Consider the following 13,135-nt stretch of genomic DNA (forward strand, 5'->3'; position numbering starts at 1 on the left):
GCCCGTATCATTGGCAAAATGCAGGAATTAGTTAAAGGTGGTGAATTCGCTATCGATGCAATCACCAAGTCGCGAATTGCCGAGGTATTTCCTTACGATGATGGAGAATGGTGGTTTAAAGCAACAATTCACCTGGTAACAATCGACGAGGAAGCCGGCAAGGAGAAACGCATTACCTCGCATTACCTCATTATGGCCGACAATATTAAAGAAGCTTTGGCCCGATTGGATAAAAGTCTGGAATACCTGGTAATTCCATACCATACAACATCAATGGCTATCAGTCCTATCGTCGATGTATTTCCATACGAACCACGCGAATCAGCAGAAAAGGTACCCGAAGGTTTTGTGCCGGTAGAAAAAACAGAAAGCCCCGATGTTTTTACTCCCTTTTCAGAAGAAAATGGATATGAAGAACCAGTAGAAAAAACGAACTAAAAATATTTCGGGGGAGGGACACCCTGAAGGGATGGAGGATAACAACCTCGCGGTGTATAGGTTAACCGGCGGCGTTCTAATAAGTTAAACAGGTGGGCAAATCACATTCAATTTAATAACAGAGGTTTTTTGTTTTATTTCAACAATCTAAGGCCCACCACTTGCCGGATTAGCTCAGTTGGTAGAGCGTATCGGTTGAATTCCGCTAAAAAGAATTGGGCTCTTTTATGAGAAGGAATTACCGATAAGGTCACTGGTTCGAGTCCAGTATCCGACACAGCAGCAATTCAATAATCATAGGAAGATCGGAGCGAATAACAGTAACTCCCTTCTTCCTATTAATTGCAGAGTTCTTTAAAATATTGAAAATATAGCAATAGTGCCTTCTGAGCAAAGCTTTTGGGCGATTGGTTTAGGAAAAGTTGGACCAGTCGAATTTCAGGAATAACAACGCCTGTCAGAAACCATATACAACCCTGCATGTAGGCACGACACGGAGACAAATTAAGGGGAGTTGGCCCCTTTGGTTTTGAACCACACAGAAAGGAGAGGTTGATCTTCCACTAAAAGTATAAGGGAGGGCATAAGATACGATAAATGACGACTACCGGAAACGCTGTCTGATCCGGGGTAAATAGTGAGGGACAGTCGAATTATACCAGAGGTGAAAGATTAGTAGCAAACCTCTCCGTAACGAAATAATCAGCCACAAGAGGATTGCCGAATAGGAACAATTCGGAAGTGGTTGGTTGGTACCGTGGCGAAATTGGTAGACGCTAAGGTTCGGCTCGATAGGTAATCATAAGAACACCTTCAGAAAGACTGGTTCGATGCCAGCTACCTACTTGTAATGGTCACTACAAGGTGCAGGTTCAAGTCCTGTCGGTACCACTCACTGTCCCATTGGTGAACAACTGAGTTGAATGGACAATACATACTCGGTCCGCGTTAGGTTGGAACCTTCACTGCATGTACGTAGAAAATTTGGATTGAAAGCATGCAACATCGCGAGGTAGAGCAGTCCGGTAGCTCGTTGGGTTCATACCCCAAAGGCCGCAGGTTCGAATCCTGCCCTCGCTACATAGCAAGGCCAATACGTTAAGTAAAACCTGTCAGGGTATTGGTTAGGTTGCAGACAGGGCGAAGCGGCGACCGTTTATTGAGGTTAAGAAATAACCAGCACGTCGTAAATGCCGACAGCCGGGAAAGACCGGCAATTGTTCTGATAAATTTTGACAACAAAAAGGGTAGCATTCACTACACAAAAAGCGCCGCATCTACAAATAGGGGTTTGGATTTGCAGATTCTTTTAATGATAAGTAACGACCGGAGACTCTTTACTTCAACAGCTACCCTTTTTAAAAGATACTGCGCCAGTCGGCGCTCTATTAGGTTTAGTTGGTTTAGGTTTCTCCCCTGGCGACGGTCGGGGGAGTTTTTTCAACCTTACCACAAGTATTAACAATAAAAACAAACCACTATGGTAGTAGAAACAAAATTGCCACTTCACGGAAATCCAACTTATAAAGTCATCGACTTTAACAAAAAGCCCGAGAAAAAAGCCCGTATAAGGCGACCTACTAAAAAAAAGGTTGTGGCAGCCAAAGAAGATACACCGTCGCGCATAAAACCTCATCCGAAACAGGTATTGCTCAATTTTTTCGAATGGAGAACAGGTATTGAATACTGTTATTACGACGATGGGAATTTCTATACCGTAGAGATACTTTTTGCCGACGAACCCGCATCGCTTTCGCTAATGGAGGATCTGGTTAAAAAACCCAATCCTTTTCACTGTCACTTCTCACCACGAAACAACCGATTAAAGGTGTATATCGATAAAGACATTGAATTGTAATGGCACGAAAAAAGAAAAATAAAAAACAACGACAAATGGCTGCAATAATTAAACAAACAATAGAGATAACCTGCTCCGAACCGGATTGTAATAACACTTTCCGTTGGAACCCAAATTTTACCAGTATCCGTCCCAAAAGGTGTAAGGTGTGCGAAAACCGGATTAAGCTGGAGAAACAACAAAAGTACGCTAAAAGGTATCAGGAGAAACGACAGGTTAAAATTGCCGAACAGCGCAAACAAGAGGCCGGAACCGGTGGACGCGGAGCCGAAACAATAAACAATAATTACCCTAAAATTAAACGGCAAAAAAAACAAATTCGCGTAAAACCTACTATCCACAACGTACAAATCAATAATTCGCAACCAAAAGTACGTAAACAAGGCCGCAAGTGGTTCGATCTGCCAACAAACGAACTTGTTATTTACGTACAGCAAAAAATAGTAAATCCATATATCCGTAAACGCGATAAAGCCGTTTATGGTAATAATTGTATTTCGTGTACCACCGGAAAAGTCGAAGAAGCCGGGCATTTCTATTCTGTTGGCTCTACACCCGAAATGCGCCTTATGCCCGAAAATATTCACGGACAATGCCACCACTGCAACGCACTGTTAGGAAGCAATCAGAAAGGGTATAACAGGGGTCTTATCGTCCGTCACGGACAAAAATACATCCACAACCTGCATAAACTACATGCCCACAGCCAAAAGGCCAATACAAAGCTCCTACGCAACGAAATAATTGAAATAGCTAATACCTATAAGTTCTTAACCAAAGAAAAGATTTGGGTATTCACAAGCGAACAATTTAACCAGTACCTAAACGATGTGGAACGGGCTTCGGCTTAGTTCTCCACTGAAACTATTTGAAACAAACGATATGGATAAAGTAATATCATTTTTAGAGAATAATGGCTTCGAAAAGCTAACAGACAATAATTACTGGAATGATACATGTAATGTGAAATTTCAAGATGGTGGAGGATATGCCGTTTCGGACAAATTGGATAATACAATGTACTCTATTGATAATAATATCTATTGGCTTATTGGGGTACTTACATATTACGGATTTATAGATAAAAACTATGTAGATATTTAGTTCAACAAGACAGATAGTCGAACCTTTTCAAAAAAAATAACAATGCAAACCAAAAAACAATCCATAATAGAATCGATAACAAACACCGCAGTAGGCTACTTTATTTCGCTGCTATCGCTGTTCGTTATCTTCCCTCCGTTGGGTATTTCATCCAGTCCGGGTAAGAATATTACAATCTCACTTTATTTCACCGCAATAAGCATTGCCAGAGGCTACGTTTTACGCCGATTCTTTAATAATAAACACAATAAAACTATGAACATTAATCAAACAAACAAAAACGAACACGAGCGTTTAAAATACCTCATCGAAAACGAACAGGACGAATTTTCGAAAAAATGCCTTCAGGACGATTTAAACGAATTGGAAGCTAATCCTAAAAAATACTGGATGCGGTTTAAACTCGATGCTTTTCAACCCGGAGATATTATCGAAACTCAACGGGTAAACACTATTGCTGTTATTCAAAAATTCTATTCTAATAACTAAATCATGGGTAAAAAAATAAAAGGAACGACCGAAGCTCATATCAACGAATGGATTGATATTGATTACACCGTAGATGTAGCCGATCTCGACGAAGTAGAATTGGTTGAACATCTTCGTCATGTGGGTTACGAAGTAGATAAAGCTGGTTACCGATCAACCAAGGGAGCATTAAGCTATCAAACATCTGTACAGGATGCCGACAGGCTATATAGACACCTGTGCGATAAGTGCGGAGTAAACTACTTTACCCCGGTTAACGAGCTTCTTGCCGCAATAAAAGAAATTATCCTTCCGGTAGCGCAAATCCGAAAAGTTTCATAGTAAATGAGCAAACCTACTATAAATAGACACCTCATCGACTGTCAGGAATTTATGAAAGATATTCCCGATAATTTTTACGATCTCGCCATTGTGGATCCACAATACGGTATCGGAGCACATAAAATGAATATGGGTTCTTCTCCCAATCGTAACGAAAAAGGACAATACCCTGCCGAGAGTGTGGCCGTTAAAGTACGCAAAAAAGCAAAAAACAGGTTAAACGATGGCAGAGGAAAGCTGCGTAACCGTTTTCTTAATCAGTCAGATTGTTCGTGGGATGCTGAACCACCTTCACCCGAATATTTTAAAGAGCTTTTCCGTGTTAGTAAAAATCAAATCATTTGGGGCGGTAATTACTTTGACCTGCCTCCTACCCGTTGTATCGTAGTTTGGGATAAAGTGCAGCCCTGGGAAAACTTCTCACAGGTTGAAATAGCATGGACCTCGTTCGATTATCCGGCTAAAATATTTCGCTACTCCAATAAAGGCGGCGATAACAGCAAACGACTGGAGAAAATTCACGAAACAGAAAAACCGGTAGAACTGTACAAATTCTGCCTGAACAAATTCGCTAAACCCGGATTCAAAATACTCGACACACACGGAGGCTCTTTCTCTCATGCTTTTGCCTGTTACATATTGGGCTTCGACCTCGACATTTGCGAAATCGATCCTTACAAATACGAAGTGGCCGAAGAACGTTTCCAAAACTTCTTAAAAGCACAGGAAGAAATACAACAATTCGGTTATGCCAAAACAGCTATAAGTAAGAATTATCCAACACTAAACTTTGAATAATGAAAAAACAAGTATTCATAGCAGCCATAACAGCACTGCAAAAACAATACGACCTCGACAGTAAAAATGCCGAACTACTCAGCCAGGTATTTCCCGAAGCCGACAGTGCAAACACACTTTACCCAAACCATTTTCTTACCAATACGCTTATGGAGGTAATTCACGAATGTATGGGCGATACCTTCCGCGATACTTGCGGAATGACATGGTGCGAATATTTCTGTTTCGAACTCGATTTTGGCCGCAAATACAAGCCCGGTATGGTAAAAGAAAAAGATGATACCCTCATCGACCTTTCAACACCTGCAAAACTGTATGATTTTTTAATAACTCAGAAATAATAATCTCTATGGCTGGTTTTATCCGCTTATCGCGTAAATATTTCGAACACAACTTCTGGACCGAACAGCGCACCTTTTCACCTGCCGAAGCATGGCTCGACCTTATCGCTTCAGCTCGTTTCGAAAGCGAACCCGAAAAGCTGCTAATCCGCATGAAAATGATCAAAATTAACCGGGGCGAATTACGCGCTTCTGTGCGTTTTTTGGCGCATCGCTGGGGCTGGTCAAAAGACAAGGTAAGCCGCTTCTTAAAACTACTCGCCGAAGATACAATGATAAGCCGAGATAAGAGACACGGTGAAACTGTTATAATTATACTGAATTACAACAAGTTTAACCCGGCAAATACTGAACAGCGCGACAGTGATAAGGACAGCAACAAGGACGAAAAAGAGACAGAAGTAAGGACAGAAACGGGACAGCAACAAGGACACGCACAAGGACAAACTAAAGAATATAAAGAAATAGAAGAAAGTAAAGAATCTCTCTTTAGACAGAGATTTTTTCCTGTTTTAGAAATTTTTTATTTCAAGAATTTTAAAAACCCGGTTTCCGTTACCAATGCCTTTTTCAACCACTATTCAGGCGTTGGATGGAAAAACTCACGCGGACTGCCAATCGAGAATGTGGACAGTGTGGCCGAAAACTGGGACAACAAAACCACCGAAGGCATAAATTGTCCACCGCACCTGCTGGTAAAATGGAAGGTAATGTACGGAATACTTAAAAACAACACCGACCACTACACCCGCTTTTTGCTTATCCGTCCGGCAAAACTCGAAAACAATACACTCGTAATTCGCGGAAAACAAAAAGATATTGCCGAGATTGAAAACGACAAAGCCCTGCTTGCCGTGTGGAGAAACGCCCTGCGTATGTCGTTCGGAAAAGTAAACATCAGTTACGAACTCGATAAACAAGCTATCGCATGAACGCCTGGTACCTGTCATACAACCGATTCGAAAAACGAATTATCCGGCGTTGGGAGAAACGCGGGTTTACATGGAATAAATCGCATTTAAACCTGCTTCCATACGCCTACCGAACCGTAATGTTTTGGGCCGTACAACAAAACACTAAAATTAATGCGAAGGCTGTTCTTTCCCCACTTCAGGGGGAAATGTCCGAAGGACAAAGGGGGGCGAAAGTATCACAGAAAAATCAAACAGTAGGACATCCTACTCTATTCTAATAATTAAAATTCAAACAAATGAACAAGAAAAATCAAATTATTAAAAAAGCAGAATGCGATTGTGATATACCTCATTCTCCCGGTCCACTTTACGGAGGTTTACCACAATTTATAGGCGTTAAAATTATCGGAGCCGTAGCAATGGATATGGTAAGCTTTAAACAGGAAAAAGGCGAACCATACGAAGGCGAAAATGCTCCGGGTTACAAAGTAGTGTACGAAGATGGTTATACATCATGGTCGCCAAAACACGTATTCGAAAAAGCCTACAAACCGGTTCGAGAGCATGAACCAGGTTTGGCCATAATGTTACTAAACGTTAACACGCGCAACTGGCGATATGCTTTTAACGGTGAAGATAACGGCGAAAATGGAATGTCGTTTGGTTCGGCCCTTGAAGCATTAAAAAACGGACACAAAGTGCAACGTTCCGGTTGGAATGGAAAAGGTATGTGGTTGATATATGTTGATGGCAAAACAGGAGTGTTGCCGAAAGGGGCAAATTCATTGTTGCCGTGGATTGGAATGAAAACTGCCGACGATAAATTTGTTCCGTGGTTGGCTTCTCAAACCGATATGTTAGCCGACGATTGGATTATTCTTGGCGTAACAGTACACCCAAAAGTACACGGCTACACCGATACCTCAAACTTTACAGATTGGTCAAAGCTGAAAGAAAACATCACTTTTGGCGATCTGCTTGAATTTTGTAAACCTCTTTCAGAAGAACAGCTAAAAGAGCCGGTTCGCATCCTTCGCGAAGATTCAACAATCCATAACCTCGGCACCGAAATTCTGGACGAAAACTATGTGTACGATGTTGAGAATCCCGAAAACGGATGTTTCCGCGAATCTGATATTGACGACATAAAAGAATCATCCAGTCATGTTGTCGAAACTAAAATAGTGTACAAAAAAGGTACGCCTATTCTTTGGGAAGATTTTTAAAATAACCATTCCCCTCATCGTTTGGTGAGGGGGATAAACTTAAAATTTTTATGGCAAAGGTTTATAAAATAGATAAAGCACCCGATTACAGCGATGAGTTTAAAGAGATGTGGAATAACAGACCTTTCTTCTCTGGGGAGTTTGTAAGCGACAAATCAAAAGCAAACTACTATTTCGAACAAGGTCGAAAGACAGGGCAAGCTAATAACTGTTCAGGTGATAAACACATTTAAAGCGACGAATTATGGCACAAAATATATCAAAAAAGTCAGCGTTCGTGATTTCCATGTTACACCGGAAAGTAACGCCCAAAAAGAATCCAAAACCCAATCGACCCAAAAATAAAGTCAGAAGTCACGACTATTCAATACTTGTTATCGACAATGTTAACGAAATGATTGAATTTCTTAACCGATACACCGATTACGACGAATTTAGCAACAGCGACAAACTGCAACAAAAACAAGAGCTAAAGCAAGGTTTCTGCATAGATATTACAGAAATAGAAAAACTTAAAAAAGAAATTTTATGGGACAAGATGGGTTACACCGGTGATAATTTCGAGTGGAAATATTACGATCAACACATGATAAGCATTCGCCGGCTACCCGTTGGAGTACAAAAACGACACTATAACGAAGATTTATTTTAACCATGAAAAAACGATACTTTTTAGCAGCCGATTCCGGAATAGAAAAAGATTACGCCGGTGTAATTGTATGTATGTCAACTACCGATAATGGCGTTCCTCATACCGAAGAAACACGAATATTAAAATACCACAACTGTACTGAGGAACAGCGACAAAAGCACTTCGAAAAATCATTATACGACATAGCGAAATACTACCATATCAAACCAATTCCCGATTGGATACTGAAAATGAAAAAAGAAGGCTGTTCCCTCCCCATTCAGGGGGAGGTGTCCGCAGGACGGAGGGGGTCTTACGTTTCCCGATCAACCTACCAGAAACTAAAGGAGAAAGAAAAACGCCTCATGGCTGATATTAAAGCACTGGTTAATACCGACAATGTTGAACAATTTTGTGAAGTGTCGCAAAAATGGATGAAGCATTTCGAGAAAGAAGAACAATTCTCAAAAAAACTAAAAACCATTTGCGGAATTTACAAGGAAGAACACCCCGAAGAATTTCCACAAACTAAAAAAGATTAATCCATGAAACTCGGATTTTTTAAACCTAAAATACTAATCAAATGAAAAAGATAACAATCGTAAAGAAAAGACTGTTTTGGAGAATACTGGTGCTGATTCCGGTGTTTATCATCCTGTTTCTCGCCTATTTCCGAATGGTATTAATCCGTACCTGGCACTTCTTCCTGTACGGTGGCGAATGGGTAAACTTCGAAAAACCCGAACGCGAAAATATTAACGACATTTTCCTTATGCTTCAGGAAATGCACAATAACGAATCGGCCGATATTCTTAAACGACTGGTTGAGTTAAAAGACTATAAAGACAAATACGGCAAAGACGAACACTACCAGAAATTACAGCCGAAACTATGGATGATTGCCCGCGAAAAACTTAAAATACTAAGCAAATGAAAACTTTAAATGTAATCCTTTTAATTCTCGCTATTGCCAGTATTCCCGGCTACCTGGTAGTTCGTGCCTTAACAATTATTGTTCGCAACGAAGAAGAAGAATTCAGAATACGCGAACAACGTTTAATCGACCGCGAGTACGAAACCGATCCTACCGTGTGCCGGGGTTGCGGACATAAACACCCAATGGTGGCCGAAATCGGACTATGCGGCACCTGTGCTTCCCGGCTTTATGGCGATTCACCTTACTTAAACGAAACAGTATGAGCCTACGTTACCGCGATCTTCCCGAAATTCCTGCCGATCAACTACGCCCCGGCAATACTGTTACAACCGGTCAATCACAGGTTACCATAAAATCAGTAAGTGCCAACTATTGCCGGGTAGTATTTCACCATCCGCTTAACGGCGATTATGTGGAAGTACGAAAGCTTTCCGAATTACGCCCGGTAATTGTAAATGAAACCCGTATTGAAAAACTTGGATTTAAACAAATCAACCGGCACGATTTTTACCATCCGGCTAAAAATATAATGGTCCGTTACAATGGCGAAGATGTATTTCGTGTATTACTATGCGGTACCGATAAAGTTATTGCACAAGGAAACTTCCTTCACCACCTCCAAAACCTCATCAACGATTTATCAATTAAAGAATTTAAACTATAATGAAAGCACGTAAATTAAAAGAAATTTTAAACAACACTGATTATTCTATCGGCGATCATGGCGAATACATTGCCGTTGGTTCTCCGTTATGCCACGATCTATTTTCTGTTAACAAAAAGACACTAAAAATAAAATATGCTCTCGATACATGGAACAAAGGCCGTAAAGCATTGGAACGCGAAGGATACGAAGAAGGATTGTTTATATGGGATAAGTTGCACGAATTAGTTGAATCCGGAGAAATAAAAGAGATTATAGAAGGACACGACGAACTTAAGGTTAAGCTTCCAGTGTTCTACTGCGAAGATGGTAAGCTTATCGAATCTCACACCGATAAGTACGGATGGCCTAACACTACTTTCGACGGAATTACCATGTACGATAACACCCACTTTAAAACCAGAGAAGAAGCCTTGAAACAAGGTATTTCTGAAACTGGCGCATGGATTAAGTTACTGGAAGAACAAATCGATGAAAAAGAACAGGAATTGTACAAAAAAAGACAATCACTTCTAAAACGCATTGATGAGCAGGGATATTTTGAATCACTTCTAAAATAACAACTATGCCACTCAACAAAAGCAAAGGAAACATGTACGAATGGGTTACGCATACATGGAACCCACTGGCCGGCGAATGTCCTCATCGGTGTTCGTACTGCAGCACAAACAAATTAATGCGCTATCCGGGTATCAAATCAAAGTACTCGGGCGAACCACGACTGGAGGAAAAAGAGCTAAAAACCAACCTCGGAGCCGATAACTTTATTTTCGTAGCTGCTCAGAACGATTTATTTGCCGAAGCTATTCCGGCTGATGTAATACGTCGTATTCTGGCCTACTGTGCAAGGTTTAATAACAAATACCTTTTCCAAACCAAAAACCCGAAGCGTTTACTCGAATTCCAGTACGAACTTGATTTACTCGACTTCTCTATTTGTACTACTATCGAAACCAACAGGCACTACACTACACAAATGCGTAATTGTCCATTGCCCAAAGATCGCGCACACTGGATGAACGAAATAGTACACGAATTCAGGTGGGGCTTTCCTAATAACCGGACCTATGTAACCATCGAACCAATAATGGACTTCGATTTGGATGAACTCAATTTTTTGATAGAAACCTGTTTGGCCTGTCAGGTAAATATTGGTGCCGATAGTGGAAATAATAATCTGCCGGAACCATCAAAAGAAAAGGTTATCGATCTTATTCAACGACTTGAAGCACATACCAAAGTAAAGGTAAAAGACAACCTGAAACGAATTATTGGCCCTCCATAGTGGCGTTTATTGAATTTGTTGTAAACACGTTTTAATGTGTTACAACGGCAACTTGTATGTTGTCGAAGCGTGAATAACCGATACAGTTGATTTGAAATACTAATTAAAAACAAAAATAGAGATGGAAGAAAAAAGTTATGAATACTTAAAAGTAGGTGAATTAAGAAAACAATTAGAAGGCGTGGCAGATGATACAGACGTTTATATCCGATGCTGTCATAATATGTGTGGAAATATAGTTGAAGCTGGCATAGCAGATAAAAGCACTTATGGCTTCTTTGGTAAAGAAATACCTTGCATTATTATAGAGCCTTCTGACCCAAGTTACAAGATAAAGCGTGTGTAGGCTTTTGTTTTTAATTGTTCCGAGTTTGCATAACAGTTGAACAATGAACGAAACAGCTTTGCAATATACAAAGTGTTACCACGCCGAAGGGTACGTTTTACTTAAAACTGCTTTTCGATTTACTTATAAGTTTCAAAGTAAAATGCGTGGTAACGGAGGCCGTGCAAACGTAGTTGCCTGATTGTGTAAGAATTTAAAATTGAAATATTATGGAATGGATAATTAGAGATTTAGAGTATAAACTCTATGAACAGAAAGACGTTTTGGAAAAATACAAAAGATTGAAGTCTAAGCGATTTGCTAACGCAGCTCAACAATGCGTTGACGATTTAGCGCAAGCTATTTCAATTTTAAAGGCTGGGAACAAGCAGGTAACTTAAAACGTGTTAGTTATTCAGAGGCCGCAATTACGTTTGCACTGTGTTAAGAACTGCTACCGTAGCGGTCAGGTAGTAAAGAAGTTTTAAGTTGGCACGGCCTCCGTTAAGAACAACGGTATGGTGGGAATGTCGGAATCTGATAAATTATTAAATGATATGGTACTTTATATATTGATATTAGCTGCTTTAGCTATGGTGCTGCTTACTTATGATAAAGAATAATTTATTAGCGACATGTAGCCATAACCGCAGCGCAGCGGAGGTAGTTGTTCTTAACGGTGGTGGCAAGCGGTCGTTTTAATGCCGTTTGCCACGTGTTAGCCATCTGATGCGGATTTTACAAACTAAAGTTGATACGAGAATGAAAGTAAAAAAAGAAAAAAAGGGGGATGATTTTTTAAATGTTATTTCGTTGGGAGCAGGAAAGCAAAGTAGTTATATGTTGCTGCGATCTTTGGAAAATGCTTTTAAATACAAACCTGATTTTGCAGTAATCTCAGATACCGGATGCGAGCCAAAATATGTTTATGATTATTTGGATTGGTTGATTTGGTATGTAAAAGACAAATACAACTTTGATATTATAGTTGTTTCTGCCGGAAATATTATGCAAGATACTTTAGACTATTTGGAAGGTAAGCGCAGTAGAGTTGCACAATTACCGCTAAAACTTGCAAACGGTGGCTTAACTACACGACAATGCACTTTTGATTATAAAATTGCACCGCTTCGCAGATATTTACAAGAAGTGAGAAATGGAAAGCGTGTTCGATTATGGATTGGAATTTCACTTGATGAAATGGAACGCATGAAGGAAAGCAACGTAAAATACATTGAACATTACTATCCATTGGTAGAAAGCCAAACCAGAATAGATGCTATTGTAAACTGGTTTAAAGTAAACGGAATTAAAGAACCAGGTAAAAGTGCCTGTTTAATTTGCCCGTTTCATTCAGATCGGTACTGGCAGCGATTTAAAAAGGAATTTCCAAAAGAGTTTAAAACAGCTTGCGAGTTTGATGAAAAAATAAGGAAATACCCAAAACTGAAAGCAAGTGCATTTTTAAGCAACCACAGAAAACCGCTTAGAGATATTGACTTTAGTTTTCATCCGAGTTTATTCCCGGAATTAATTGAAGAATGTGATGGACTTTGCGGCCTTTAATCTAAACAGGTTTGTAAAACCTGATGCGCGTTGTCTTTTTTCTTTTTTGGTCAAATACCAACAGACTTTAATACGAGCCACCTCAGTAGCATTTGTGGCTAACGGCTTGCAACATGAGTAGTTGCGAACCACAAACTTTTATAATTTAGTATAAACTTGACAAGCAATTACTTATGTTGCTTGTTAGCAATCTTTTTAAAATTATGAGGCGATTAACAGAACAAGACCGAAAAATGTA

Annotated in this window: 21 protein-coding genes and 3 tRNA genes; all 24 read left to right on the plus strand. The window is 40.0% G+C overall.

Translation table 11 applies throughout. The features are described 5' to 3' along the window. Positions 1–438 (plus strand): DUF4494 family protein (locus ABZB17_RS13315; RefSeq protein WP_372650835.1); only part of this gene is annotated, 438 nt, incomplete at its 5' end. Between the two features lie 163 nt (positions 439–601). Next, positions 602–715 (plus strand) — tRNA-OTHER (locus ABZB17_RS13320). Between the two features lie 474 nt (positions 716–1,189). Further along, positions 1,190–1,329 (plus strand) — tRNA-OTHER (locus ABZB17_RS13325). A gap of 115 nt (positions 1,330–1,444) precedes the next feature. Continuing rightward, positions 1,445–1,518 (plus strand) — tRNA-Met (locus ABZB17_RS13330). A 400-nt stretch (positions 1,519–1,918) separates the two neighbouring features. Further along, on the plus strand, positions 1,919–2,296 hold the full coding sequence (locus tag ABZB17_RS13335; protein ID WP_372650836.1) for a hypothetical protein: 378 nt from the start codon (positions 1,919–1,921) through the stop codon (positions 2,294–2,296). Positions 2,297–2,331: 35 nt separating this feature from the next. Then, positions 2,332–3,147 carry a recombination protein NinG gene (locus tag ABZB17_RS13340; RefSeq protein ID WP_372650837.1) on the plus strand — a complete coding sequence of 272 codons (816 nt, stop codon included), beginning with the start codon at positions 2,332–2,334 and terminating at the stop codon, positions 3,145–3,147. A 31-nt stretch (positions 3,148–3,178) separates the two neighbouring features. Then, a complete protein-coding gene (locus ABZB17_RS13345) occupies positions 3,179–3,400 on the plus strand; it encodes a hypothetical protein (protein ID WP_372650838.1) in 222 nt (73 codons plus the stop codon). A gap of 42 nt (positions 3,401–3,442) precedes the next feature. Further along, entirely contained in the window at positions 3,443–3,889 is a 447-nt protein-coding gene (locus ABZB17_RS13350) for a hypothetical protein (protein ID WP_372650839.1), read from the plus strand. Between the two features lie 3 nt (positions 3,890–3,892). After that, positions 3,893–4,210, plus strand: coding sequence for a hypothetical protein (locus tag ABZB17_RS13355; RefSeq protein WP_372650840.1), 318 nt, complete (start codon positions 3,893–3,895; stop codon positions 4,208–4,210). A 3-nt stretch (positions 4,211–4,213) separates the two neighbouring features. Beyond that, complete coding sequence (locus ABZB17_RS13360) at positions 4,214–5,008, plus strand: DNA methyltransferase (protein ID WP_372650841.1); 795 nt, start codon at positions 4,214–4,216, stop codon at positions 5,006–5,008. Next, entirely contained in the window at positions 5,008–5,349 is a 342-nt protein-coding gene (locus ABZB17_RS13365) for a hypothetical protein (protein ID WP_372650842.1), read from the plus strand. Before ABZB17_RS13360 ends, ABZB17_RS13365 begins: the two co-directional genes overlap by 1 nt. An 8-nt stretch (positions 5,350–5,357) precedes the next feature. After that, entirely contained in the window at positions 5,358–6,281 is a 924-nt protein-coding gene (locus ABZB17_RS13370) for a hypothetical protein (protein ID WP_372650843.1), read from the plus strand. Positions 6,282–6,559: 278 nt separating this feature from the next. Next, positions 6,560–7,489, plus strand: coding sequence for a DUF2829 domain-containing protein (locus tag ABZB17_RS13375; RefSeq protein WP_372650844.1), 930 nt, complete (start codon positions 6,560–6,562; stop codon positions 7,487–7,489). 50 nt (positions 7,490–7,539) lie between these two features. Continuing rightward, positions 7,540–7,722, plus strand: coding sequence for a hypothetical protein (locus ABZB17_RS13380; RefSeq protein WP_372650845.1), 183 nt, complete (start codon positions 7,540–7,542; stop codon positions 7,720–7,722). A gap of 11 nt (positions 7,723–7,733) precedes the next feature. Next, positions 7,734–8,141 carry a hypothetical protein gene (locus tag ABZB17_RS13385; RefSeq protein WP_372650846.1) on the plus strand — a complete coding sequence of 136 codons (408 nt, stop codon included), beginning with the start codon at positions 7,734–7,736 and terminating at the stop codon, positions 8,139–8,141. Between the two features lie 2 nt (positions 8,142–8,143). Next, entirely contained in the window at positions 8,144–8,662 is a 519-nt protein-coding gene (locus tag ABZB17_RS13390; protein WP_372650847.1) for a hypothetical protein, read from the plus strand. Positions 8,663–8,703: 41 nt separating this feature from the next. Beyond that, entirely contained in the window at positions 8,704–9,054 is a 351-nt protein-coding gene (locus ABZB17_RS13395; RefSeq protein ID WP_372650848.1) for a hypothetical protein, read from the plus strand. Next, positions 9,051–9,320, plus strand: a complete 270-nt coding sequence (locus ABZB17_RS13400) for a hypothetical protein (protein ID WP_372650849.1) — start codon at positions 9,051–9,053, stop codon at positions 9,318–9,320. Before ABZB17_RS13395 ends, ABZB17_RS13400 begins: the two co-directional genes overlap by 4 nt. Continuing rightward, positions 9,317–9,721, plus strand: coding sequence for a hypothetical protein (locus tag ABZB17_RS13405; protein ID WP_372650850.1), 405 nt, complete (start codon positions 9,317–9,319; stop codon positions 9,719–9,721). Before ABZB17_RS13400 ends, ABZB17_RS13405 begins: the two co-directional genes overlap by 4 nt. Further along, complete coding sequence (locus ABZB17_RS13410) at positions 9,721–10,281, plus strand: hypothetical protein (RefSeq protein ID WP_372650851.1); 561 nt, start codon at positions 9,721–9,723, stop codon at positions 10,279–10,281. The genes ABZB17_RS13405 and ABZB17_RS13410 overlap by 1 nt, the downstream gene beginning before the upstream one ends. Before the next feature lie 5 nt (positions 10,282–10,286). Beyond that, the gene (locus tag ABZB17_RS13415; protein ID WP_372650852.1) at positions 10,287–11,006 is read left to right on the plus strand and encodes a DUF5131 family protein; all 720 of its coding nucleotides are present in this window, start codon (positions 10,287–10,289) and stop codon (positions 11,004–11,006) included. Between the two features lie 121 nt (positions 11,007–11,127). Then, a complete protein-coding gene (locus ABZB17_RS13420) occupies positions 11,128–11,352 on the plus strand; it encodes a hypothetical protein (protein ID WP_372650853.1) in 225 nt (74 codons plus the stop codon). A 209-nt stretch (positions 11,353–11,561) separates the two neighbouring features. Continuing rightward, entirely contained in the window at positions 11,562–11,732 is a 171-nt protein-coding gene (locus ABZB17_RS13425) for a hypothetical protein (protein ID WP_372650854.1), read from the plus strand. A gap of 361 nt (positions 11,733–12,093) precedes the next feature. Next, a complete protein-coding gene (locus ABZB17_RS13430; RefSeq protein ID WP_372650855.1) occupies positions 12,094–12,897 on the plus strand; it encodes a hypothetical protein in 804 nt (267 codons plus the stop codon). Positions 12,898–13,135: the final 238 nt, after the last annotated feature.

Origin of the sequence: Draconibacterium sp., assembly GCF_041583095.1 — a bacterium.
In the GTDB taxonomy this organism is placed as follows: domain Bacteria; phylum Bacteroidota; class Bacteroidia; order Bacteroidales; family Prolixibacteraceae; genus Draconibacterium.

Bases quoted from the DNA above. Each gene is read 5' to 3' on its own strand.
- ABZB17_RS13335 (WP_372650836.1), top strand. From the start codon at position 1,919: ATGGTAGTAGAAACAAAATTGCCACTTCACGGAAATCCAACTTATAAA.
- ABZB17_RS13340 (WP_372650837.1), top strand. From the start codon at position 2,332: ATGGCTGCAATAATTAAACAAACAATAGAGATAACCTGCTCCGAACCG.
- ABZB17_RS13345 (WP_372650838.1), top strand. From the start codon at position 3,179: ATGGATAAAGTAATATCATTTTTAGAGAATAATGGCTTCGAAAAGCTA.
- ABZB17_RS13350 (WP_372650839.1), top strand. From the start codon at position 3,443: ATGCAAACCAAAAAACAATCCATAATAGAATCGATAACAAACACCGCA.
- ABZB17_RS13355 (WP_372650840.1), top strand. From the start codon at position 3,893: ATGGGTAAAAAAATAAAAGGAACGACCGAAGCTCATATCAACGAATGG.
- ABZB17_RS13360 (WP_372650841.1), top strand. From the start codon at position 4,214: ATGAGCAAACCTACTATAAATAGACACCTCATCGACTGTCAGGAATTT.
- ABZB17_RS13365 (WP_372650842.1), top strand. From the start codon at position 5,008: ATGAAAAAACAAGTATTCATAGCAGCCATAACAGCACTGCAAAAACAA.
- ABZB17_RS13370 (WP_372650843.1), top strand. From the start codon at position 5,358: ATGGCTGGTTTTATCCGCTTATCGCGTAAATATTTCGAACACAACTTC.
- ABZB17_RS13375 (WP_372650844.1), top strand. From the start codon at position 6,560: ATGAACAAGAAAAATCAAATTATTAAAAAAGCAGAATGCGATTGTGAT.
- ABZB17_RS13380 (WP_372650845.1), top strand. From the start codon at position 7,540: ATGGCAAAGGTTTATAAAATAGATAAAGCACCCGATTACAGCGATGAG.
- ABZB17_RS13385 (WP_372650846.1), top strand. From the start codon at position 7,734: ATGGCACAAAATATATCAAAAAAGTCAGCGTTCGTGATTTCCATGTTA.
- ABZB17_RS13390 (WP_372650847.1), top strand. From the start codon at position 8,144: ATGAAAAAACGATACTTTTTAGCAGCCGATTCCGGAATAGAAAAAGAT.
- ABZB17_RS13395 (WP_372650848.1), top strand. From the start codon at position 8,704: ATGAAAAAGATAACAATCGTAAAGAAAAGACTGTTTTGGAGAATACTG.
- ABZB17_RS13400 (WP_372650849.1), top strand. From the start codon at position 9,051: ATGAAAACTTTAAATGTAATCCTTTTAATTCTCGCTATTGCCAGTATT.
- ABZB17_RS13405 (WP_372650850.1), top strand. From the start codon at position 9,317: ATGAGCCTACGTTACCGCGATCTTCCCGAAATTCCTGCCGATCAACTA.
- ABZB17_RS13410 (WP_372650851.1), top strand. From the start codon at position 9,721: ATGAAAGCACGTAAATTAAAAGAAATTTTAAACAACACTGATTATTCT.
- ABZB17_RS13415 (WP_372650852.1), top strand. From the start codon at position 10,287: ATGCCACTCAACAAAAGCAAAGGAAACATGTACGAATGGGTTACGCAT.
- ABZB17_RS13420 (WP_372650853.1), top strand. From the start codon at position 11,128: ATGGAAGAAAAAAGTTATGAATACTTAAAAGTAGGTGAATTAAGAAAA.
- ABZB17_RS13425 (WP_372650854.1), top strand. From the start codon at position 11,562: ATGGAATGGATAATTAGAGATTTAGAGTATAAACTCTATGAACAGAAA.
- ABZB17_RS13430 (WP_372650855.1), top strand. From the start codon at position 12,094: ATGAAAGTAAAAAAAGAAAAAAAGGGGGATGATTTTTTAAATGTTATT.